This window comes from Rhodopseudomonas sp. (genome assembly GCF_048594845.1).
Taxonomy (GTDB): Bacteria; Pseudomonadota; Alphaproteobacteria; order Rhizobiales; family Xanthobacteraceae; genus Rhodopseudomonas.
Genome location: NZ_JBMDXE010000093.1, coordinates 1 through 15,753 on the forward strand (window position 1 = coordinate 1; position 15,753 = coordinate 15,753).

The following is a 15,753-nucleotide window of genomic DNA, read 5'->3' on the forward strand; positions in this document are numbered from 1 at the left end:
GCAGGCGCGGAGCGCCGGAGCGAAACCCATCGGCAGAGCCTGCCGCAGGCGACGGCATGATGGGTTTCGCTGCGCTCTACCCATCCTACGGCAGCGGAGCAGGGGGCAAAACCCCGCGCTTTCGCCTTGCTTCTCCCCAGAATCCGGCTATAAGCCGCCCCATCTCACACGGAAGCATGGCTTAATCGCCGTCCGGTGGCACCGGGCTGCAGGCAGATTCACCTGTCCGCACACCCCGATGCTCACACGCTTCCGGAGGAACAAACCGGAGAATAAAACGATGGCACTACCCGAATTTTCTATGCGTCAGCTCCTCGAAGCCGGCGTTCACTTCGGCCACCAGTCGCATCGCTGGAACCCGAAGATGGCCGATTACATCTTTGGCGCCCGCAACAACATCCACATCATCGACCTCGCGCAGACCGTGCCGCTGATGCATCGCGCGCTGCAGGCGATCAGCGACACCGTCGCCAAGGGTGGTCGCGTGCTGTTCGTCGGTACCAAGCGCCAGGCGCAGGACGCCGTGGCCGATGCGGCCAAGCGCTCGGCGCAGTACTTCGTCAATTCGCGCTGGCTCGGCGGCACGCTGACCAACTGGAAGACGATCTCGGGCTCGATCAAGCGGCTGCGTCACCTCGACGACGTGCTGAATTCGGCCGACGCCAATGCCTACACCAAGAAGGAGCGGCTCGAGCTCCAGCGCGAGCGCGACAAGCTCGACCGTTCGCTCGGCGGCATCAAGGACATGGGCGGCCTACCGGACCTGATCTTCGTGATCGACACCAACAAGGAAGACATCGCGATTCAGGAAGCCCAGCGGCTCGGCATCCCGGTCGCGGCGATCGTCGATACCAACTGCGACCCGAAGGGCATCACCTATCTGGTGCCGGGCAATGACGACGCCGGCCGTGCGATCGCGCTGTATTGCGACCTGATCGCCCGCGCGGTGATCGACGGCATCGGTCGCGCCCAGGGCGACTCGGGCTTCGACATCGGTGCGGCGTCGCAGCCGCTCCGTGAAGATCTGCCGGCGGCGCAGACCAGCGGCTTCCAGGGTCTGCCCGGTCCGCGTGGCACCCCGGACGACCTCAAGAAGCTCACCGGCGTGTCCGGCGCGATCGAGAAGAAGTTCAACGACCTCGGCATCTTCCACTTCTGGCAGCTGGCCGAGCTCGATCAGGCGACCGCTCATCAGATCGGCGAAGAAGTCGGTCTGCCGGGTCGCGCCGATGGCTGGGTCGCCCAGGCCAAGGGCATGACCGCCGAGGCGGAATAAGGCGTGACGCTGCGGCCGGCTGACCGGCCGCAGCGCTGATCCATTCGGCCGAGTATTTCCATTTGGAGCGCCGCTTTTCGCGCTGTCCGGAAATGCTGCGGTCGTCGAAATCTGTGATGACTTCCTGATCGCGTGCCGTCGGCCTTCGCCGTGCGGTGCGCCCTGACAGGCAAAGGACATACGAGCATGGCAACGATTACTGCAGCGATGGTCAAGGAGCTGCGCGAGACCACCGGCGTCGGCATGATGGACTGCAAGCAGGCGCTCAACGAGAACGACGGCAACCTCGAAGCCGCGATCGACTGGCTGCGCAAGAAGGGCCTGTCGAAGGCCGCCAAGAAGGCCGGCCGTGTCGCCGCCGAAGGCCTGATCGGCGCTGTGACCGACGGCACCAAGGGCGTGGTCATCGAGGTCAACTCGGAAACCGACTTCGTCGCGCGCAACGAGCAGTTCCAGGGCCTGGTCAAGATGATCGCCCAGGTGGCGCTGAAGGTCGGCGCCGACGTCGACGCGATCAACGCTGCCCCGGTCGGTTCGTCGACCGTCGCCGGCGCGATCTCGGATGCGATCGCCACCATCGGCGAGAACATGACGCTGCGCCGCGCCGCTTCGCTCGAAGTGACGCAGGGAGTGGTGGCGAACTACATCCACGGCGCGGTGATCGACGGCGCCGGCAAGATGGGCGTGATCGTCGCGCTGGAATCGACCGGCAAGACCGACGAACTCGCCGCGCTCGGCCGCCAGCTCGCCATGCACGTCGCCGCCGCCAACCCGCAGGCGCTCGATCCGGCCGGTCTCGACCCGGCCGTGGTGCAGCGTGAGCGCGAGGTGATGGCCGACAAGTATCGTCAGCAGGGCAAGCCGGAGAACATGATCGAGAAGATCGTCGAGAACGGCCTGAAGACCTACCACAAGGAAGTCTGCCTGCTCGAGCAGGCCTACATCCACGACGAGAAGGGCAAGCCGGTCGGCCAGGCCGTCAAGGAAGCCGAGGGCAAGGTCGGCGGTCCGATCAAGATCACCGGCTTCGTGCGCTACGCGCTCGGCGAAGGCATCGAAAAGCAGACCAGCGACTTCGCCGCCGAAGTCGCCGCCGCCTCGGGCCAGAAGTAACTGGATCAGGCGTCTTCGCTTTTCACGTGACGGACTCCCGGCCATCCGGCCGGGAGCTAACCCGCTGAGGACGCGACCGCATCATGGGTGAGCCGATCTATCGTCGTGTGGTGGTCAAGCTATCGGGCGAGTATTTCGCCGGCCCCCAGAGCTACGGCATCGATCAGCCCACCATCGACCGCGTCGCCGGCGACCTGATCGCCGCCCGCAATCTCGGCGTCGAAATTGCCGTCGTCGTCGGCGGCGGCAATATCTTCCGCGGCGTCGAAGTATCCGCCCGCGGCGTTTCGCGCCCGACCGGCGACACCATGGGCATGCTTGCTACGGTAATGAACTGCCTCGCGCTCGGCGAAGCCCTGCGGCGCCACGGCCAGCCCGCCCGGACCTACTCGGCGCTGCTGATGCCGGAAGTCTGCGATCTCTACACCCGCGCGGCCGCGCTCGAGACGCTCGCCGATGGCGGCATCGCGCTGCTTGCCGGTGGCACCGGCAATCCGTTCTTCACGACCGACACGACGGCCGTGCTGCGCGGCGCTGAAATCGGCGCCGACGCTGTGCTCAAGGCGACCAATGTGGATGGCGTCTATACTGCCGATCCGAAGCGCGATCCCACGGCGAAGCGGTTCGACAAGTTGACGCATTCCGAAGCGCTCGCCGGCAACTACAAGGTCATGGACGCGACGGCCTTCGCGCTTGCCCGCGAAACCTCGCTGCCTATCATCGTTTTCTCGATTGCCGAGGCCGGCTCGATCGGCGCCGTGCTCGGCGGAGCGGGCAGGGCCACGGTCGTGGCCGGTTGAAGCGCGCCCGGCGGACCGCCGCCACGACGCGAGATCAGAATTCTGGAAGGAGAGACTGGCATGCAGTCCGACAAGTTCGACATCAATGAAGTGAAGCGCCGGATGCAGGGCGCATCGCAGTCGCTGCAGCACGAGCTCGGTGGTCTGCGCACCGGCCGTGCCTCCGCCTCGATGCTCGAGCCGGTGCAGGTCGACGCCTACGGCACTCACATGCCGCTCAATCAGCTCGCGACCGTGTCCGTGCCGGAGCCGCGGCTGTTGTCGGTGCAGGTCTGGGACAAGTCGATGGTCAAGGCCGTCGAGAAGGCGATCGTCGATTCCAATCTCGGCCTCAGCCCCGCGACCGAAGGCACCGTGCTGCGGCTGCGCATTCCCGAGCTCAACGCCGATCGCCGCAAGGAACTGGTGAAGGTCGCGCATAAATACGCCGAAGCGGCCCGCGTCGCGGTTCGCCATGTCCGCCGTGACGGCATGGACACCATCAAGAAGCTCGAGAAAGCCCACGAGATCTCCGAGGACGATCAGAAGCGGCTTGATCAGGAAGTTCAGAAGGCAACCGATGCGGCAATCGCCGAGATCGATCAGTTGCTTGCGAACAAGGAAAAAGAAATCATGACGGTCTAACGTCAACGTTTCGGTGCCGCATCGCGCGGGGCCGGGGTTGTCGCGCGGCGGCGATTGCATCTGCTAAGTCCGGCGCAGCGGCGGTCTGCGGTTTGCCTGCGTCGGATTGCAATTCGCTCAGATGAGCGAATCGGGCCTAGTGCTACGGGACGGTGACGATGCCGGTATCGAGCCTTGTGATCGCCTCTGCCATAACTTATTGATCCGATAAAGTTCTGGCGGTCGAACGGGTATTTCTTCGCGGGATGACGCTTCGGGAATTGACGTATGTCGAAAGCTGCCGCCACCGCGACCGACCGATCGGATCCCCCGGTAGTTCCGGCGCATGTCGCGATCATCATGGACGGCAATGGCCGCTGGGCCGCAGCGCGCGGCTTGCCGCGGGCTGAAGGCCATCGCCGCGGCGTCGAGGCGCTGCGCCGGGTTGTACGGGCCGCCAACGATCTCGGCATCCGCTACCTGACCATCTTCTCGTTCAGCTCGGAGAACTGGACCCGGCCGGCCACCGAAATCGTCGATCTGTTCGGCCTGCTGCGCCGGTTCATCCGCAACGATCTCGCCTCGCTGCATCGCGACGGCGTCTGCGTCCGGGTGATCGGGGAGCGCGACCGGCTCGACCGCGACCTGTGCGCGATGCTCGACGAGGCGCAGGAACTAACCCGCAACAACACCAAGCTCAACCTGGTCGTCGCGTTCAACTACGGCTCCCGGCAGGAGATCGCCAAGGCCGCGCAGCGGCTGGCGCGCGAGGTCGCCGAGGGCAAGCGCGACCCGGACACAATCGATATCGACACGCTGGGCAGTTATCTCGAGGCGCCCGACATTCCGGATCCAGACCTGATCATCCGCACCAGCGGAGAACAACGATTGTCGAATTTCCTGATGTGGCAGGCGGCGTACAGTGAACTGGTGTTCGTGCCTATTCACTGGCCCGACTTCGACAAGGCGGCGCTGGAAGAGGCGATCGCCGAATACGCCCGGCGCGAGCGCCGGTTCGGCGGCTTGGCCGCAAAAACAGGATCGTGACACGCGTGAGCCAGGACAATGCGGCGTCCGCGCCGGCGGCCGAGCAGGGCTCCCGGAATCTTTGGCTGCGCGTCGCCGCGGCCGTTGTGTTGGCTCCGGGCGCAATCGCGATTGCCTATCTGGGCGGCTGGGCCTGGGCCGTGCTTGGCACAGCCGTGGCCATCGGCCTGTTTTTGGAATGGCTGTCGGTCGTGGGCGCCGCGCGCGACTTCCGGGTGCTGGTGATCGGCTGTCTGACGCTGCTTGTGTGCGGCATCGGGCTGATGTTCGACAAGCCTGGGCCGTCCGCGCTCGCGGCGGTGCTGGGCGTCGGTGGCCTGCTTGTGCTGAACGACCAGCCGCGGCAATGGACTGCGTCCGGTCTCGGTTACGCGGCGCTGGCGCTGATCGCCTCGGTGCTGATCCGGCGTGATCCGGATTACGGCTTCGTCTCGCTGATCCTGATTTTCCTGATCGTATGGGGCACCGACATCGGCGGCTATTTCGCTGGTCGCGGCATTGGCGGCCCGAAGCTGTGGCCACGCGTCAGCCCGAAGAAAACCTGGGCAGGGGCCATCGGCGGCCTCGTCCTGAGCCTTGCGGTGGCGCTCGGCTTTGCCATCGCGGGGCTCGGGAAAATCGTTCCGCTGCTGATCCTTGCAGCGATTCTTTCAACCGTTTCCCAACTCGGCGACCTGTTCGAATCCGCCGTCAAGCGCCGGTTCGGCGTCAAGGATTCCAGCCACATCATTCCCGGCCATGGCGGGCTGCTCGACCGGCTCGACGGCTACGTCGCGGCTGTCGCGCTGGCGGCCTTGGTGGGGGTGGCGCGGGATTCGGTGGATGGTATTGGCCGCGGTCTTATGGTGTGGTGATCTGATGAGCGCAGTCCCTTTGAAGAACGATCGCCCGGCCCATGACGGCGTGCGCAGCATCAGCGTCCTCGGCGCCACCGGGTCCATCGGCGACAGCACGCTGGACCTGATCCGTGCCGCGCCCGAGAAGTACCGGGTGGAGGCGCTGACCGGAAACGCCAATATTTCCGGCCTCGCCAAGCTGGCCAAGGAATTCAATGCCCGCTTCGTCGCGGTTGCCGATCCGGCCAGGCTCGGAGAACTGCGCGCGGCTCTGGCCGGCACGTCGACAGAATGCGGGGCAGGCGAGAGCGCCCTGATCGAAGCCGCAGCGCGGCCGGCCGACTGGGTGATGGCGGCGATCAGCGGCGCTGCCGGCCTCAAGCCGGCGTTGGCAGCGGTCGACCGCGGCGCCACCGTCGCGCTGGCCAACAAGGAGTGCCTGGTCTGCGCCGGCGACTTCTTCATGAGCCGGGCGGTCGCGGCGAATGCCCGCATCCTGCCGGCCGATTCCGAGCACAATGCGCTGTATCAGGCGCTGGCTTCCGGTAACCGCCACGAACTGCTGCGGGTCATCATCACCGCCTCGGGCGGGCCGTTCCGGACCTGGACTGCCGAGGATATCGAGCAGGCGACGCTGGCGCAGGCGCTGAAGCATCCGAACTGGAGCATGGGCCAGAAGATCACCATCGACTCTGCCTCGATGATGAACAAGGGCCTCGAGGTGATCGAAGCCTCGTATTTGTTCGCGCTGTCGCCAGATGAGATTGACGTGCTGGTGCACCCGCAGTCGATCGTTCATGGACTGGTGGAGTTCGCCGACCACTCGGTGGTGGCGCAGCTCGGCGCGCCCGACATGCGGATTCCGATCGCGCACTGCCTCGGCTGGCCGGACCGCATTCCGGGCCGCGCCGCCCGGCTGGACCTCGCCAAGATTGGTCAATTGACCTTCGAAGCTCCTGATTTCGTTCGCTTCCCCGGCCTGCGCCTGGCCTATGACGCGCTTCGCACCGGGCACGGCGCGACCACCGTCTATAACGCCGCCAACGAGATCGCCGTGGCCGCCTTCATCGCCCAGAAGATCCGCTTCGGGGCGATCGCGCGGCTGGTCGAGGACACCATGAATGGCTGGGTACGGGCCGGCAATCTGGCGCCGCTCGCCAGCGCCGACGATGCCATCGCCGTTGACCATAGCGCGCGAAAAATGGCTGCCACCCTCTTGCCTCAAATTGCCGCAAAGGCATCCTAGAGAGTTGGGGAACAGGGCCGTCGGTTCTGCTTGAGAGGAATGGGATGGCCGATCTTTTTCTGAACGGGTTCAACACGTTGAGCCACGGCGTCGTGGGTTACGTGGTGCCGTTTCTTTTTGTCCTTACGATCGTGGTATTCTTCCACGAACTTGGGCATTTTCTAGTCGCGCGCTGGAACGGCGTTAAGGTCCTGACCTTCTCGCTTGGCTTTGGGCCGGAGCTCGCGGGCTTCAACGACCGTCATGGCACCCGGTGGAAGATCTCGGCGATCCCTCTCGGCGGCTACGTCAAGTTCTTCGGCGACGACAGCGAAGCCTCGACGCCGTCGACCGATTCCTTGTCCAAGATGACGGCGGCGGAGCGTTCGGTCAGCTTCCACCACAAGAAGGTCGGGCCGCGCGCCGCGATCGTGGTGGCCGGGCCGGTGGCCAACTTCATCCTGGCGATCGTCCTCTTCACCTTCCTGTTCGCGGTGTTCGGCGTGCCGAGCACGTCGCCGCGCGTCGACAACATCCAGCCGGGCAGCGCCGCCGAGGCGGCCGGCTTCCAGCCCGGTGACGTGGTCCTGACGATTGATGGAAGCAAGATTCAGAGCTTTCTGGATATGCAGCGTACGGTCGGCGCGGAGCCGGGACGGCAGCTGAACTTCACGGTTCAGCGGGGCGCCTCGACGGTCGAGCTGAAGGCGACGCCCGAGCTGCGCGAAATCAAGGATCGGTTCGGCAACGTCCAGCGTCTCGGCATCCTCGGAATCAGCCGCTCGACCTCGGCGGGCGAGGTGACCACCGAGCGGGTCAACCCGGCCGCAGCGTTCTGGATGGGAATCAAGGAGACTTGGTTCGTCGTCGACCGGACCTTCTCCTACATCGGCGGCCTGTTCGCCGGCCGCGAAGCCGCCGACCAGCTCGGCGGTCCGTTGCGAATCGCACAGATCTCTGGACAGGTCGCGACCATCGGCTTCACTCCGCTGCTGCATCTGGCTGCGGTGCTGTCGATCTCGATCGGGCTTCTGAACCTGTTTCCGGTCCCGCTGCTCGATGGCGGTCACCTGATGTTCTATGCGATCGAGGCGGTGAGGGGGCGTCCGCTGTCCGAGCGGGCGCAGGAAGTGGGCTTCCGGATTGGGTTGGGGCTGGTGCTGATGCTGATGGTTTTCGCGACCTATAACGACATTCGGCACTTGGCTTTCTCGTAACGCTGATGCAATTCGTGGCCGATAGGCAACGTGTTGGAATGAAATTGAAATCGCACTGCGAAAGGACGTTTGCCGGTTTGGCAAAATTGTCTACAAGCAAGGCACGTTGGGGATTCTGTCGGCGCATGGGCTGCGCGTCGGCAACGGAATGACAAGGGCGCGTTGCGCATGAATGCTGGAATGCGAGTGTTGCGGGGGGGACTTCTTGCTGCCGCCCTGGTGTTTTTCGCCGGACCGGTCGCCACTACGGCGACTGCTGTTCTCACGGCGTCGCCTGCGGCCGCGCAGTCAGCTTCTTCGATCCAGGTCGAGGGCAACCGCCGGGTCGAGGCCGATACCATTCGCTCCTATTTCAAGCCGGGTCCGGGCGGGCGGCTCGACCAGGGCAGCATCGACGACGGCCTCAAGGCCCTGATCGAGACCGGGCTGTTCCAGGACGTGCGCATCAACCAGGCCGGTGGCCGGCTGGTGGTCAGCGTCATCGAAAACCCGGTGATCGGCCGGCTGGCTTTCGAGGGCAACAAGAAGATCAAGGACGAGCAGCTCCAGGCTGAAATCCAGTCCAAGCCGCGCGGTACGCTGTCCCGCCCGATGGTGCAGTCGGACGCGCTTCGCATCGCCGAAATCTATCGCCGCTCGGGCCGTTACGACGTTCGCGTCGATCCCCAGATCATCGAGCAGCCGAACAACCGCGTCGACCTCGTCTTCGTCGTCACCGAGGGCGCCAAGACCGGCGTGAAGTCGATCGAGTTCATCGGCAACAACGCCTATTCGTCCTATCGGCTGCGCGACGTCATCAAGACCCGCGAAACCAATCTGCTGAGCTTCCTCGGTTCGGGTGACGTCTATGATCCGGATCGGGTCGAGGCTGATCGCGACCTGCTTCGCCGCTTCTATCTGAAGAACGGCTACGCCGACGTGCAGGTGGTTGCCGCGCTCACTGAATACGATCCCTCGCAGAAGGGCTTCCTGGTCACCTTCAAGATCGAGGAGGGCCAGCAGTACCGCGTTGGCTCCGTGGCCTTCGAATCGACCATTGCCAACTTCGACGCCAATTCGATGCGCGGCTATTCGCGCGTCAATGTCGGCTCGCTCTACAACGCCGAGGCGCTGGAGAAGTCGGTCGAGGAAATGCAGATCGAAATGTCGCGGCGCGGCTACGCGTTCGCGACGGTGCGGCCGCGCGGCGACCGTAACTTCGACACGCATACCGTCTCGATCGTGTTCTCGATCGAGGAGGGGCCGCGGGTCTACATCGAGCGCATCAACGTCGTCGGCAACACCCGTACCCGCGACTACGTCATCCGCCGCGAGTTCGACATCTCGGAAGGTGACGCCTACAACCGTGCGCTGGTCGACCGCGCCGAGCGCCGCCTGAAGAATCTCGACTTCTTCAAGTCGGTGAAGATCACCACCGAGCCGGGCTCATCGAGCGACCGCGTGATCCTGGTGGTCAATCTCGAAGAAAAATCGACCGGCGACTTCTCGGTGTCGGGCGGCTATTCGACCAGCGACGGTGCGCTGGGTGAAGTCAGCGTCTCCGAGCGCAACTTCCTCGGCCGCGGCCTGTTCGCCAAGGCGACCGTGCAGTATGGCCAGTATGCGCGCGGCTATTCGCTGTCCTTCGTCGAGCCCTATCTGCTCGACTATCGGGTGGCGCTCGGCCTCGACGTCTACCAGCGCGAACAGCTCGCCAACAGCTACATCTCCTACGGCACCAAGACGCTCGGCGTGAGCCCGCGCCTCGGCTTCGCGCTGCGGGAAGATCTGTCGCTGCAGCTGCGCTACTCGCTGTACCGGCAGGAAATCACGCTGCCGTCGTACCTCAACAACTGTAACAACAACCTGGGCACGTCCGCCTACTTCCCGACGCCGCAGTTTATCGCCGCTGGCACCCCGAACAACACCGGGTACGGCGCGCTGGGCTGCTATGGCGACGGCGAAGCTTCGCTGCCGGTCCGAATCGGCCTGTCCAACGGCGCCTACTGGACGTAGTCGGTCGGCTACACCCTGACCTACAACACCCTCGACAACACCCGGAACCCGACCGACGGTCTGCTGGTCGACTTCCGCCAGGATTTCGCGGGTGTCGGTGGCGACGTGAAGTTCCTCAAGACGGCCTTCGACGCCAAGTACTACACGCCGTTGGTGTCGGAAGTGGTCGGCATCATCCACCTGCAGGCTGGTAACCTGAGCTCGTACGGCGGCAATCAGCTCCGTATGCTCGACCAGTTCCAGATGGGTCCGAACCTGGTCCGCGGCTTCGCGCCGAACGGCATCGGTCCGCGCGACATCGGCCAGTATGCGTTCTACGGCTACGGCGGCGACGCTCTGGGCGGCACCAACTATTGGGGTGCGTCAGTCGAGTTGCAGATGCCGTTCTGGTTCCTGCCGAAGGAAGTCGGGCTCAAGGGCGCCGTCTATGCCGACGCCGGCTCGCTGTTCGACTACAAAGGCCCGACGTCGTGGACGGTCACCAACGAAGTCAACGCGCCGGGTTGTATCAAGGCGACCCAGACGTCGATCGGCACCTGCGCTGGCCTGAACTACGACGACACCAACACGGTCCGGTCGTCGGTCGGTATCGGCCTGATTTGGGCCTCGCCGTTCGGTCCGCTGCGCTTCGACTACGCGGTTCCGATCACCAAGGGCAAGTACGACCGCGTCCAGGAATTCAAATTCGGCGGCGGGACTTCGTTCTAAGTCCCGCGGTCCGGACTGCGACCGCAGGATGACCTCTACAACATTCTTCAAACAACGCCCTTCGTCGACGCTGGCAGAGATCGCCACGGCGACGGGGGCGGAGCTGGTCGACCCCGCGCGGGCCGACATGCTCATCGCCGGTACCGCCTCGCTCGACGAGGCGGGCCCGATGCACCTGACTTTTTTCGAGAACCTCCGCTACGAGAGCGAGCTGGCGGCGACGCGCGCCGGCGCGTGCCTCGTGAGCCCGCGGTTCGAAGGGCGCGTTCCGGCGCATGTCGCGGTGCTGCGCAGCAAGCGGCCATTCCACGCTTTCGTCGCCTACAGCCGGCAGATCTACGCCGATGCGCTGCGCCCGGAGCCTGATTTCCGCGCCACCGGGATCGCGCCGACGGCCGTCATCCATCCGACGGCCAGGCTGGAAGACGAGGTGATCGTCGAGCCATTGGCCGTGATCGGCCCCGACGTCGAGATCGGCTCCGGCACGGTGATCGGGGCAGGCGCCGTGCTGGCCGCCGGGGTGAAGATCGGCCGTGACTGTAACATCGGCGCCGGCAGCCATCTGCAGCATACCCTGATCGGCAACAACGTGCTGATCCATCCCGGCTGCCATATCGGCCAGGACGGGTTCGGCTTCATCTTTGCCGGCCGGCACACCAAGGTGCCGCAGACTGGCCGGGTGATCATTCAGAACGACGTCGAACTGGGCGCCGGCACCACGATCGATCGCGGCAGCCTGCGCGATACGGTGATCGGCGAGGGTACCAAGGTCGACAATCAGGTCCAGATCGGCCACAACGTAACAATTGGTCGACATTGTGTGATTGCCGCGAAATGCGGTCTTGCCGGCAGCCTGACGCTGGGCGACAACGTCGCGCTGGGCGCCATGGTCGGTATCAACAACCACGTGGTGATCGGCGACGGCGCCCAGGTGGCCGCGATGTCCGGCGTCAAGGACAGCGTGCCGCCCGGCGAGCGCTGGGGCGGAATGTTTGCGCGGCCGACCAAGACCTGGTTCCGGGAAATGCTCGCAGTGCGGCGGCTGGCCGAGGCCGGCAGCCCCGACGCGGCCGTGTCTCAGTCCGAGCACGACAAGGATGAAGGACGGGGTTGATGGAATCGCCGATACGTTTTGCGGACGTGGACATCAACACGATCCTGAAGACCCTGCCGCACCGCTTTCCGTTCCTGCTGATCGATCGTGTGAAGAATATCCGCGAGGACTACAGCGGCATCGGCGTCAAGAACGTCACCGTCAACGAGCCGGCGTTCCAGGGGCATTTTCCGGAGCGTCCGGTCTATCCGGGCGTGCTGATGATCGAGGGCATGGCGCAGACCGCGGGCGTCATCGGCATCCTGTCGGTGACCGGCACCGAGCAGCCGCGCGCCGTGTACTTCCTCACGATCGATAAGTGCAAGTTCCGCAAGCCGGTGATGCCCGGCGATACGGTCGAGTACCACATGACACGCACCGGTCGCCGCAAGACGATGTGGTGGTTTCACGGTGAGGCCAAGGTCGACGGCCAGATCGTCGCCGAAGCCGACGTCGGCGCCATGCTGGCCGACTGATCGCACCGGATGAGCAGCATCGATCCCACCGCACGCATTGAAGACGGCGCCACGATCGGCGCCGATGCCGTGATCGGCCCGTATTGCACGATCGGCCCGAACGTCACGATCGGCGCCGGCACCAGGCTGATCGGCCACGTCAACGTTACCGGCCACACCACGATCGGCGACGGCTGTACGATCCATCCGTTCGCCTCGCTCGGCGGCGCGCCGCAGTCGACGGGCTACAAGGGCGAACCGACCACGCTGACGATCGGCAACGCCTGCACCATCCGCGAAAACGTTACCATGAACACCGGCACCGTCGGCGGCGGCGGCGTGACGCGGGTCGGCGACCGCGGTTTCTTCATGGCGGGCAGCCATGTCGGCCACGATTGCATCGTTGGAAGCGACGTGATCTTCGCCAATGCGGCCACCCTCGGCGGCCATTGCGAGATCGGGGACTTCACCTTCATCGGCGGCATGACGGTGCTGCAGCAGTTCACCCGCGTCGGCCCGCAGGTGATGATCGGCGGCATGACCGGGCTGCGCAATCACGTCATTCCCTATGCGCTCGCCAACGGCATCTATGCGAAGCTGTCCGGGTTGAATATCGTCGGCATGCGCCGGCGCAAATTCACCAAGGAGCGGTTACGAATTGTGCGCGCGTTCTACGACGAACTGTTCTACAGCGCCGGCCCGCTCGCCGAGCGGCTGGAGCGTGTTCGGCCGCGTACGGCGGACGATCCGGCGATCGCCGAGATCATCGGCTTCATCGACGATATCAAGGGCCGCGGCGGACGCGGCCAGCGCGTCGCGCTGTGCCCGGCGCGCGAGGGCGGTGCGAACGTCAACGAAGACGACGACGCCTGACCGGCCGGCGCTCCGGCTATGACTGACTCTCTCCCTCAGCTCGGCAGCAGGATCGGCATCATCGCCGGCGGCGGTACGCTGCCATTTGCAGTCGCGGACTCGCTGGCCGCGCGCGGCATCACGCCGGTGCTATTCGCGCTAAAGGGAGCTTGCGACGCCGCGCGCGTCGCGGCGTATCGCCATCACTGGCTGGGCATGGGCGCGTTCGGCAAGCTGCTGCGGCTGTTGCGCAGCGAGGACTGCCGCGATCTCGTCTTCATCGGCTCGCTGGTTCGTCCGTCGCTGAGCGAACTTCGGCTCGACTGGGGCGCCCTCAAGGTGCTGCCGGCGGTACTCGCCGCGTATCGCGGCGGCGACGATCACCTTCTCACCGGCGTCGGCCGGCTGTTCGAAGGCTACGGCTTTAGGCTACTCGGGCTGAAAGACGTCGCGACCGATCTGCTGATGCCCGAAGGTTGCCTGACGCGCATGGTACCCGACGCCGCGGTCGAGGCGGATATCGCCAAGGGGCGGGCGCTGCTCGCCACGCTGAGCCCGTTCGATATCGGGCAGGGGTGCGTGGTGATCGAGGGTCACATTGTGGCGGTCGAGGACACCGGAGGCACCGACGAGCTGCTGCGCCGCGTCGCGCAGCTTCGTGCCAACCGCCGGATCAGCGCCAAGCCCGGCCGTGGTGTGTTGGTGAAGGCCCCGAAGGCCGGACAGGACTTGCGCTTCGATCTGCCGGCGCTCGGCCCCAAGACTATCGAGGGCCTGATCGCCGCGCAGCTCGGCGGCGTCGCTGTGGAGGCGGGCCACACCGTGGTGGCCGAGCCGCAGGCGATGATCGCTGCGGCGGACCGAGCCGGCGTGTTCGTCGTCGGAACGCGCGCATGATGGCGCTCCCTCAGAACGATCGCATTCGCACCGTGTACCTGATCGCGACCGAAGAGTCCGGAGACCGGCTTGGCGGCGCGCTGATGCGCGAGTTGCGGGCGCGGTTCGGCGATCGCATCCGCATCGAAGGCATCGGCGGCCAGACGATGGCGGGCGAGGGGCTGGTGTCGCTTTTTCCGATCGAGGAGCTGTCGATCATCGGCTTCGCTGCCGTCGTGCAGCGACTGCCGAGCATCATGAAGCTGATCCGGCGCGCAGCCGATGCGGCGCTCGCCGCCAAGCCTGACGTGCTGGTGATCATCGACAGTCCGGATTTCACGCACCGCGTTGCGCGGCGGGTCCGACGGCGTGATCCGTCGATCCCGATCGTGGACTACGTCTCGCCGACGGTGTGGGCATGGCGGCCCGGGCGAGCTCGGGCCATGCTCGGCTATGTCGATCACGTGCTGGCGCTGCTGCCGTTCGAGCCGGCCGAGTACCAGCGTCTCAACGGGCCGCCGTGTACTTACGTCGGTCATCCGTTGACCGCGCAGATCGGATCGCTGCGGCCGAACGATGAGGAGCAGAAGCGGCGCGCGGCGGAGCCGCCGCTGCTGCTGGTGCTGCCAGGCAGCCGCCGCAGCGAAGTCCGCCACCACGCCGCAGCGTTCGGCTCCACGCTGGCGCAGCTTCGTCGTGACGGCGTGGCGTTCGAGCCGGTGTTGCCGACCACGCCACATCTCGAACCGCTGGTGCGCGAGGCGGTCGCTGGCTGGGAGGTGCAGCCACGCATCGTGGTCGGCGAGCAGGACAAGCGCGCTGCGTTTCGCTCTGCGCGTGCGGCGCTGGCGAAGTCCGGCACGGTGACGCTGGAGCTGGCGATCGCCAGTGTGCCGATGGTGACGGCCTATCGGGCCGGCAGCGTCGAGATCTGGATCGCTCGCCGCGTCGTGCGTCCCGGCACGGTGATCCTCGCCAATCTGGTGATCGGCCAGGATGTGGTGCCGGAGTTTATCCAGGAAGACTGCATCCCTCAGAAACTCGCGCCGGCGCTGCGGGACTTGCTCGCCGACAGCCCCGCACGACAGCGTCAGCTTGACGCGTTTGCCACCATCGACGGCATCCTCTCGACCGGCGATCAGACGCCGAGTGCGCGGGCGGCGGACATCGTGCTGAACCTGATCCGTCGGCACTGAGATCGCTGACGCCGACAGGCGGTGGCGTTGTTGCGATCAATTCTCAATCAATGGGAACTAGCTTCGGAACCCTTGAAGCTCCCGTTTGCGATCGTGCGGATCGGAGCCAAGTCGCAACCGGAGCACATCATGACCAAATCACCGATCAAAGCTGCGTCGTCGCTCGAGACGCTGTTCGCGTCCGCGACCGTCGTGCATCGCCGGAATTTTCTCACCGCAGGCGCTGGCGCATTCGGCGCTGCGATGTTGCCGGCCGGCGCAACGGTTGCGCAGGCGAAGCAGGCGGCTGCGACGGCGATTACCGAGCAGGACCGTCAGTACATGACCCAGGCCATCGCGTTGATGCGCAAGGCCGGCGTCGTCGAAAAGACAGGTGGCGCGTTCGGAGCCGTGATCGTGCGCGATGGCGAAGTGCTCTCGGCGACGGGCAACAGCGTGCTGCGCGACAACGATCCGTCGGC

13 protein-coding genes and 2 pseudogenes are annotated in these 15,753 nt (G+C 65.4%); all 15 read left to right on the forward strand.

Going from position 1 to position 15,753, the window contains the following annotated elements; all coding sequences use genetic code 11:
• The first annotated feature begins 280 nt into the window (after positions 1-280).
• Positions 281-1,276 carry a 30S ribosomal protein S2 gene (locus ACOJTD_RS05565; RefSeq protein ID WP_420131935.1) on the forward strand — a complete coding sequence of 332 codons (996 nt, stop codon included), beginning with the start codon at positions 281-283 and terminating at the stop codon, positions 1,274-1,276.
• Between the two features lie 186 nt (positions 1,277-1,462).
• A complete protein-coding gene (gene tsf / locus ACOJTD_RS05570; protein ID WP_420131936.1) occupies positions 1,463-2,389 on the forward strand; it encodes a translation elongation factor Ts in 927 nt (308 codons plus the stop codon).
• 83 nt (positions 2,390-2,472) lie between these two features.
• Positions 2,473-3,189, forward strand: a complete 717-nt coding sequence (gene pyrH / locus ACOJTD_RS05575; RefSeq protein ID WP_420131937.1) for a UMP kinase — start codon at positions 2,473-2,475, stop codon at positions 3,187-3,189.
• Positions 3,190-3,249: 60 nt separating this feature from the next.
• Positions 3,250-3,813: a ribosome recycling factor gene (frr, locus tag ACOJTD_RS05580; protein ID WP_420131938.1), complete on the forward strand. Its 564-nt coding sequence runs from the start codon at positions 3,250-3,252 to the stop codon at positions 3,811-3,813.
• Positions 3,814-4,080: 267 nt separating this feature from the next.
• Positions 4,081-4,839, forward strand: coding sequence for an isoprenyl transferase (locus ACOJTD_RS05585; protein WP_420131939.1), 759 nt, complete (start codon positions 4,081-4,083; stop codon positions 4,837-4,839).
• Positions 4,840-4,844: 5 nt separating this feature from the next.
• Positions 4,845-5,693 (forward strand): phosphatidate cytidylyltransferase, encoded by an 849-nt coding sequence (locus tag ACOJTD_RS05590; RefSeq protein ID WP_420131940.1) that lies wholly within the window; start codon positions 4,845-4,847, stop codon positions 5,691-5,693.
• Between the two features lie 4 nt (positions 5,694-5,697).
• Positions 5,698-6,921, forward strand: coding sequence for a 1-deoxy-D-xylulose-5-phosphate reductoisomerase (gene dxr / locus ACOJTD_RS05595; RefSeq protein ID WP_420131941.1), 1,224 nt, complete (start codon positions 5,698-5,700; stop codon positions 6,919-6,921).
• Between the two features lie 44 nt (positions 6,922-6,965).
• Complete coding sequence (rseP, locus tag ACOJTD_RS05600) at positions 6,966-8,117, forward strand: RIP metalloprotease RseP (protein ID WP_420131942.1); 1,152 nt, start codon at positions 6,966-6,968, stop codon at positions 8,115-8,117.
• Between the two features lie 168 nt (positions 8,118-8,285).
• A pseudogene (gene bamA / locus ACOJTD_RS05605) lies at positions 8,286-10,820 on the forward strand (outer membrane protein assembly factor BamA).
• Positions 10,821-10,848: 28 nt separating this feature from the next.
• The gene (gene lpxD, locus ACOJTD_RS05610; protein WP_420131943.1) at positions 10,849-11,934 is read left to right on the forward strand and encodes a UDP-3-O-(3-hydroxymyristoyl)glucosamine N-acyltransferase; all 1,086 of its coding nucleotides are present in this window, start codon (positions 10,849-10,851) and stop codon (positions 11,932-11,934) included.
• Positions 11,934-12,389: a 3-hydroxyacyl-ACP dehydratase FabZ gene (gene fabZ / locus ACOJTD_RS05615; protein WP_420131944.1), complete on the forward strand. Its 456-nt coding sequence runs from the start codon at positions 11,934-11,936 to the stop codon at positions 12,387-12,389. The genes lpxD and fabZ overlap by 1 nt, the downstream gene beginning before the upstream one ends.
• A gap of 9 nt (positions 12,390-12,398) precedes the next feature.
• On the forward strand, positions 12,399-13,241 hold the full coding sequence (gene lpxA, locus ACOJTD_RS05620; RefSeq protein ID WP_420131945.1) for an acyl-ACP--UDP-N-acetylglucosamine O-acyltransferase: 843 nt from the start codon (positions 12,399-12,401) through the stop codon (positions 13,239-13,241).
• Between the two features lie 18 nt (positions 13,242-13,259).
• On the forward strand, positions 13,260-14,117 hold the full coding sequence (locus ACOJTD_RS05625) for an LpxI family protein (protein ID WP_420131946.1): 858 nt from the start codon (positions 13,260-13,262) through the stop codon (positions 14,115-14,117).
• Complete coding sequence (gene lpxB, locus ACOJTD_RS05630; RefSeq protein WP_420131947.1) at positions 14,117-15,292, forward strand: lipid-A-disaccharide synthase; 1,176 nt, start codon at positions 14,117-14,119, stop codon at positions 15,290-15,292. The genes ACOJTD_RS05625 and lpxB overlap by 1 nt, the downstream gene beginning before the upstream one ends.
• Before the next feature lie 129 nt (positions 15,293-15,421).
• Positions 15,422-15,753 (forward strand): annotated as a pseudogene (locus ACOJTD_RS05635) (nucleoside deaminase); the annotation flags it as partial.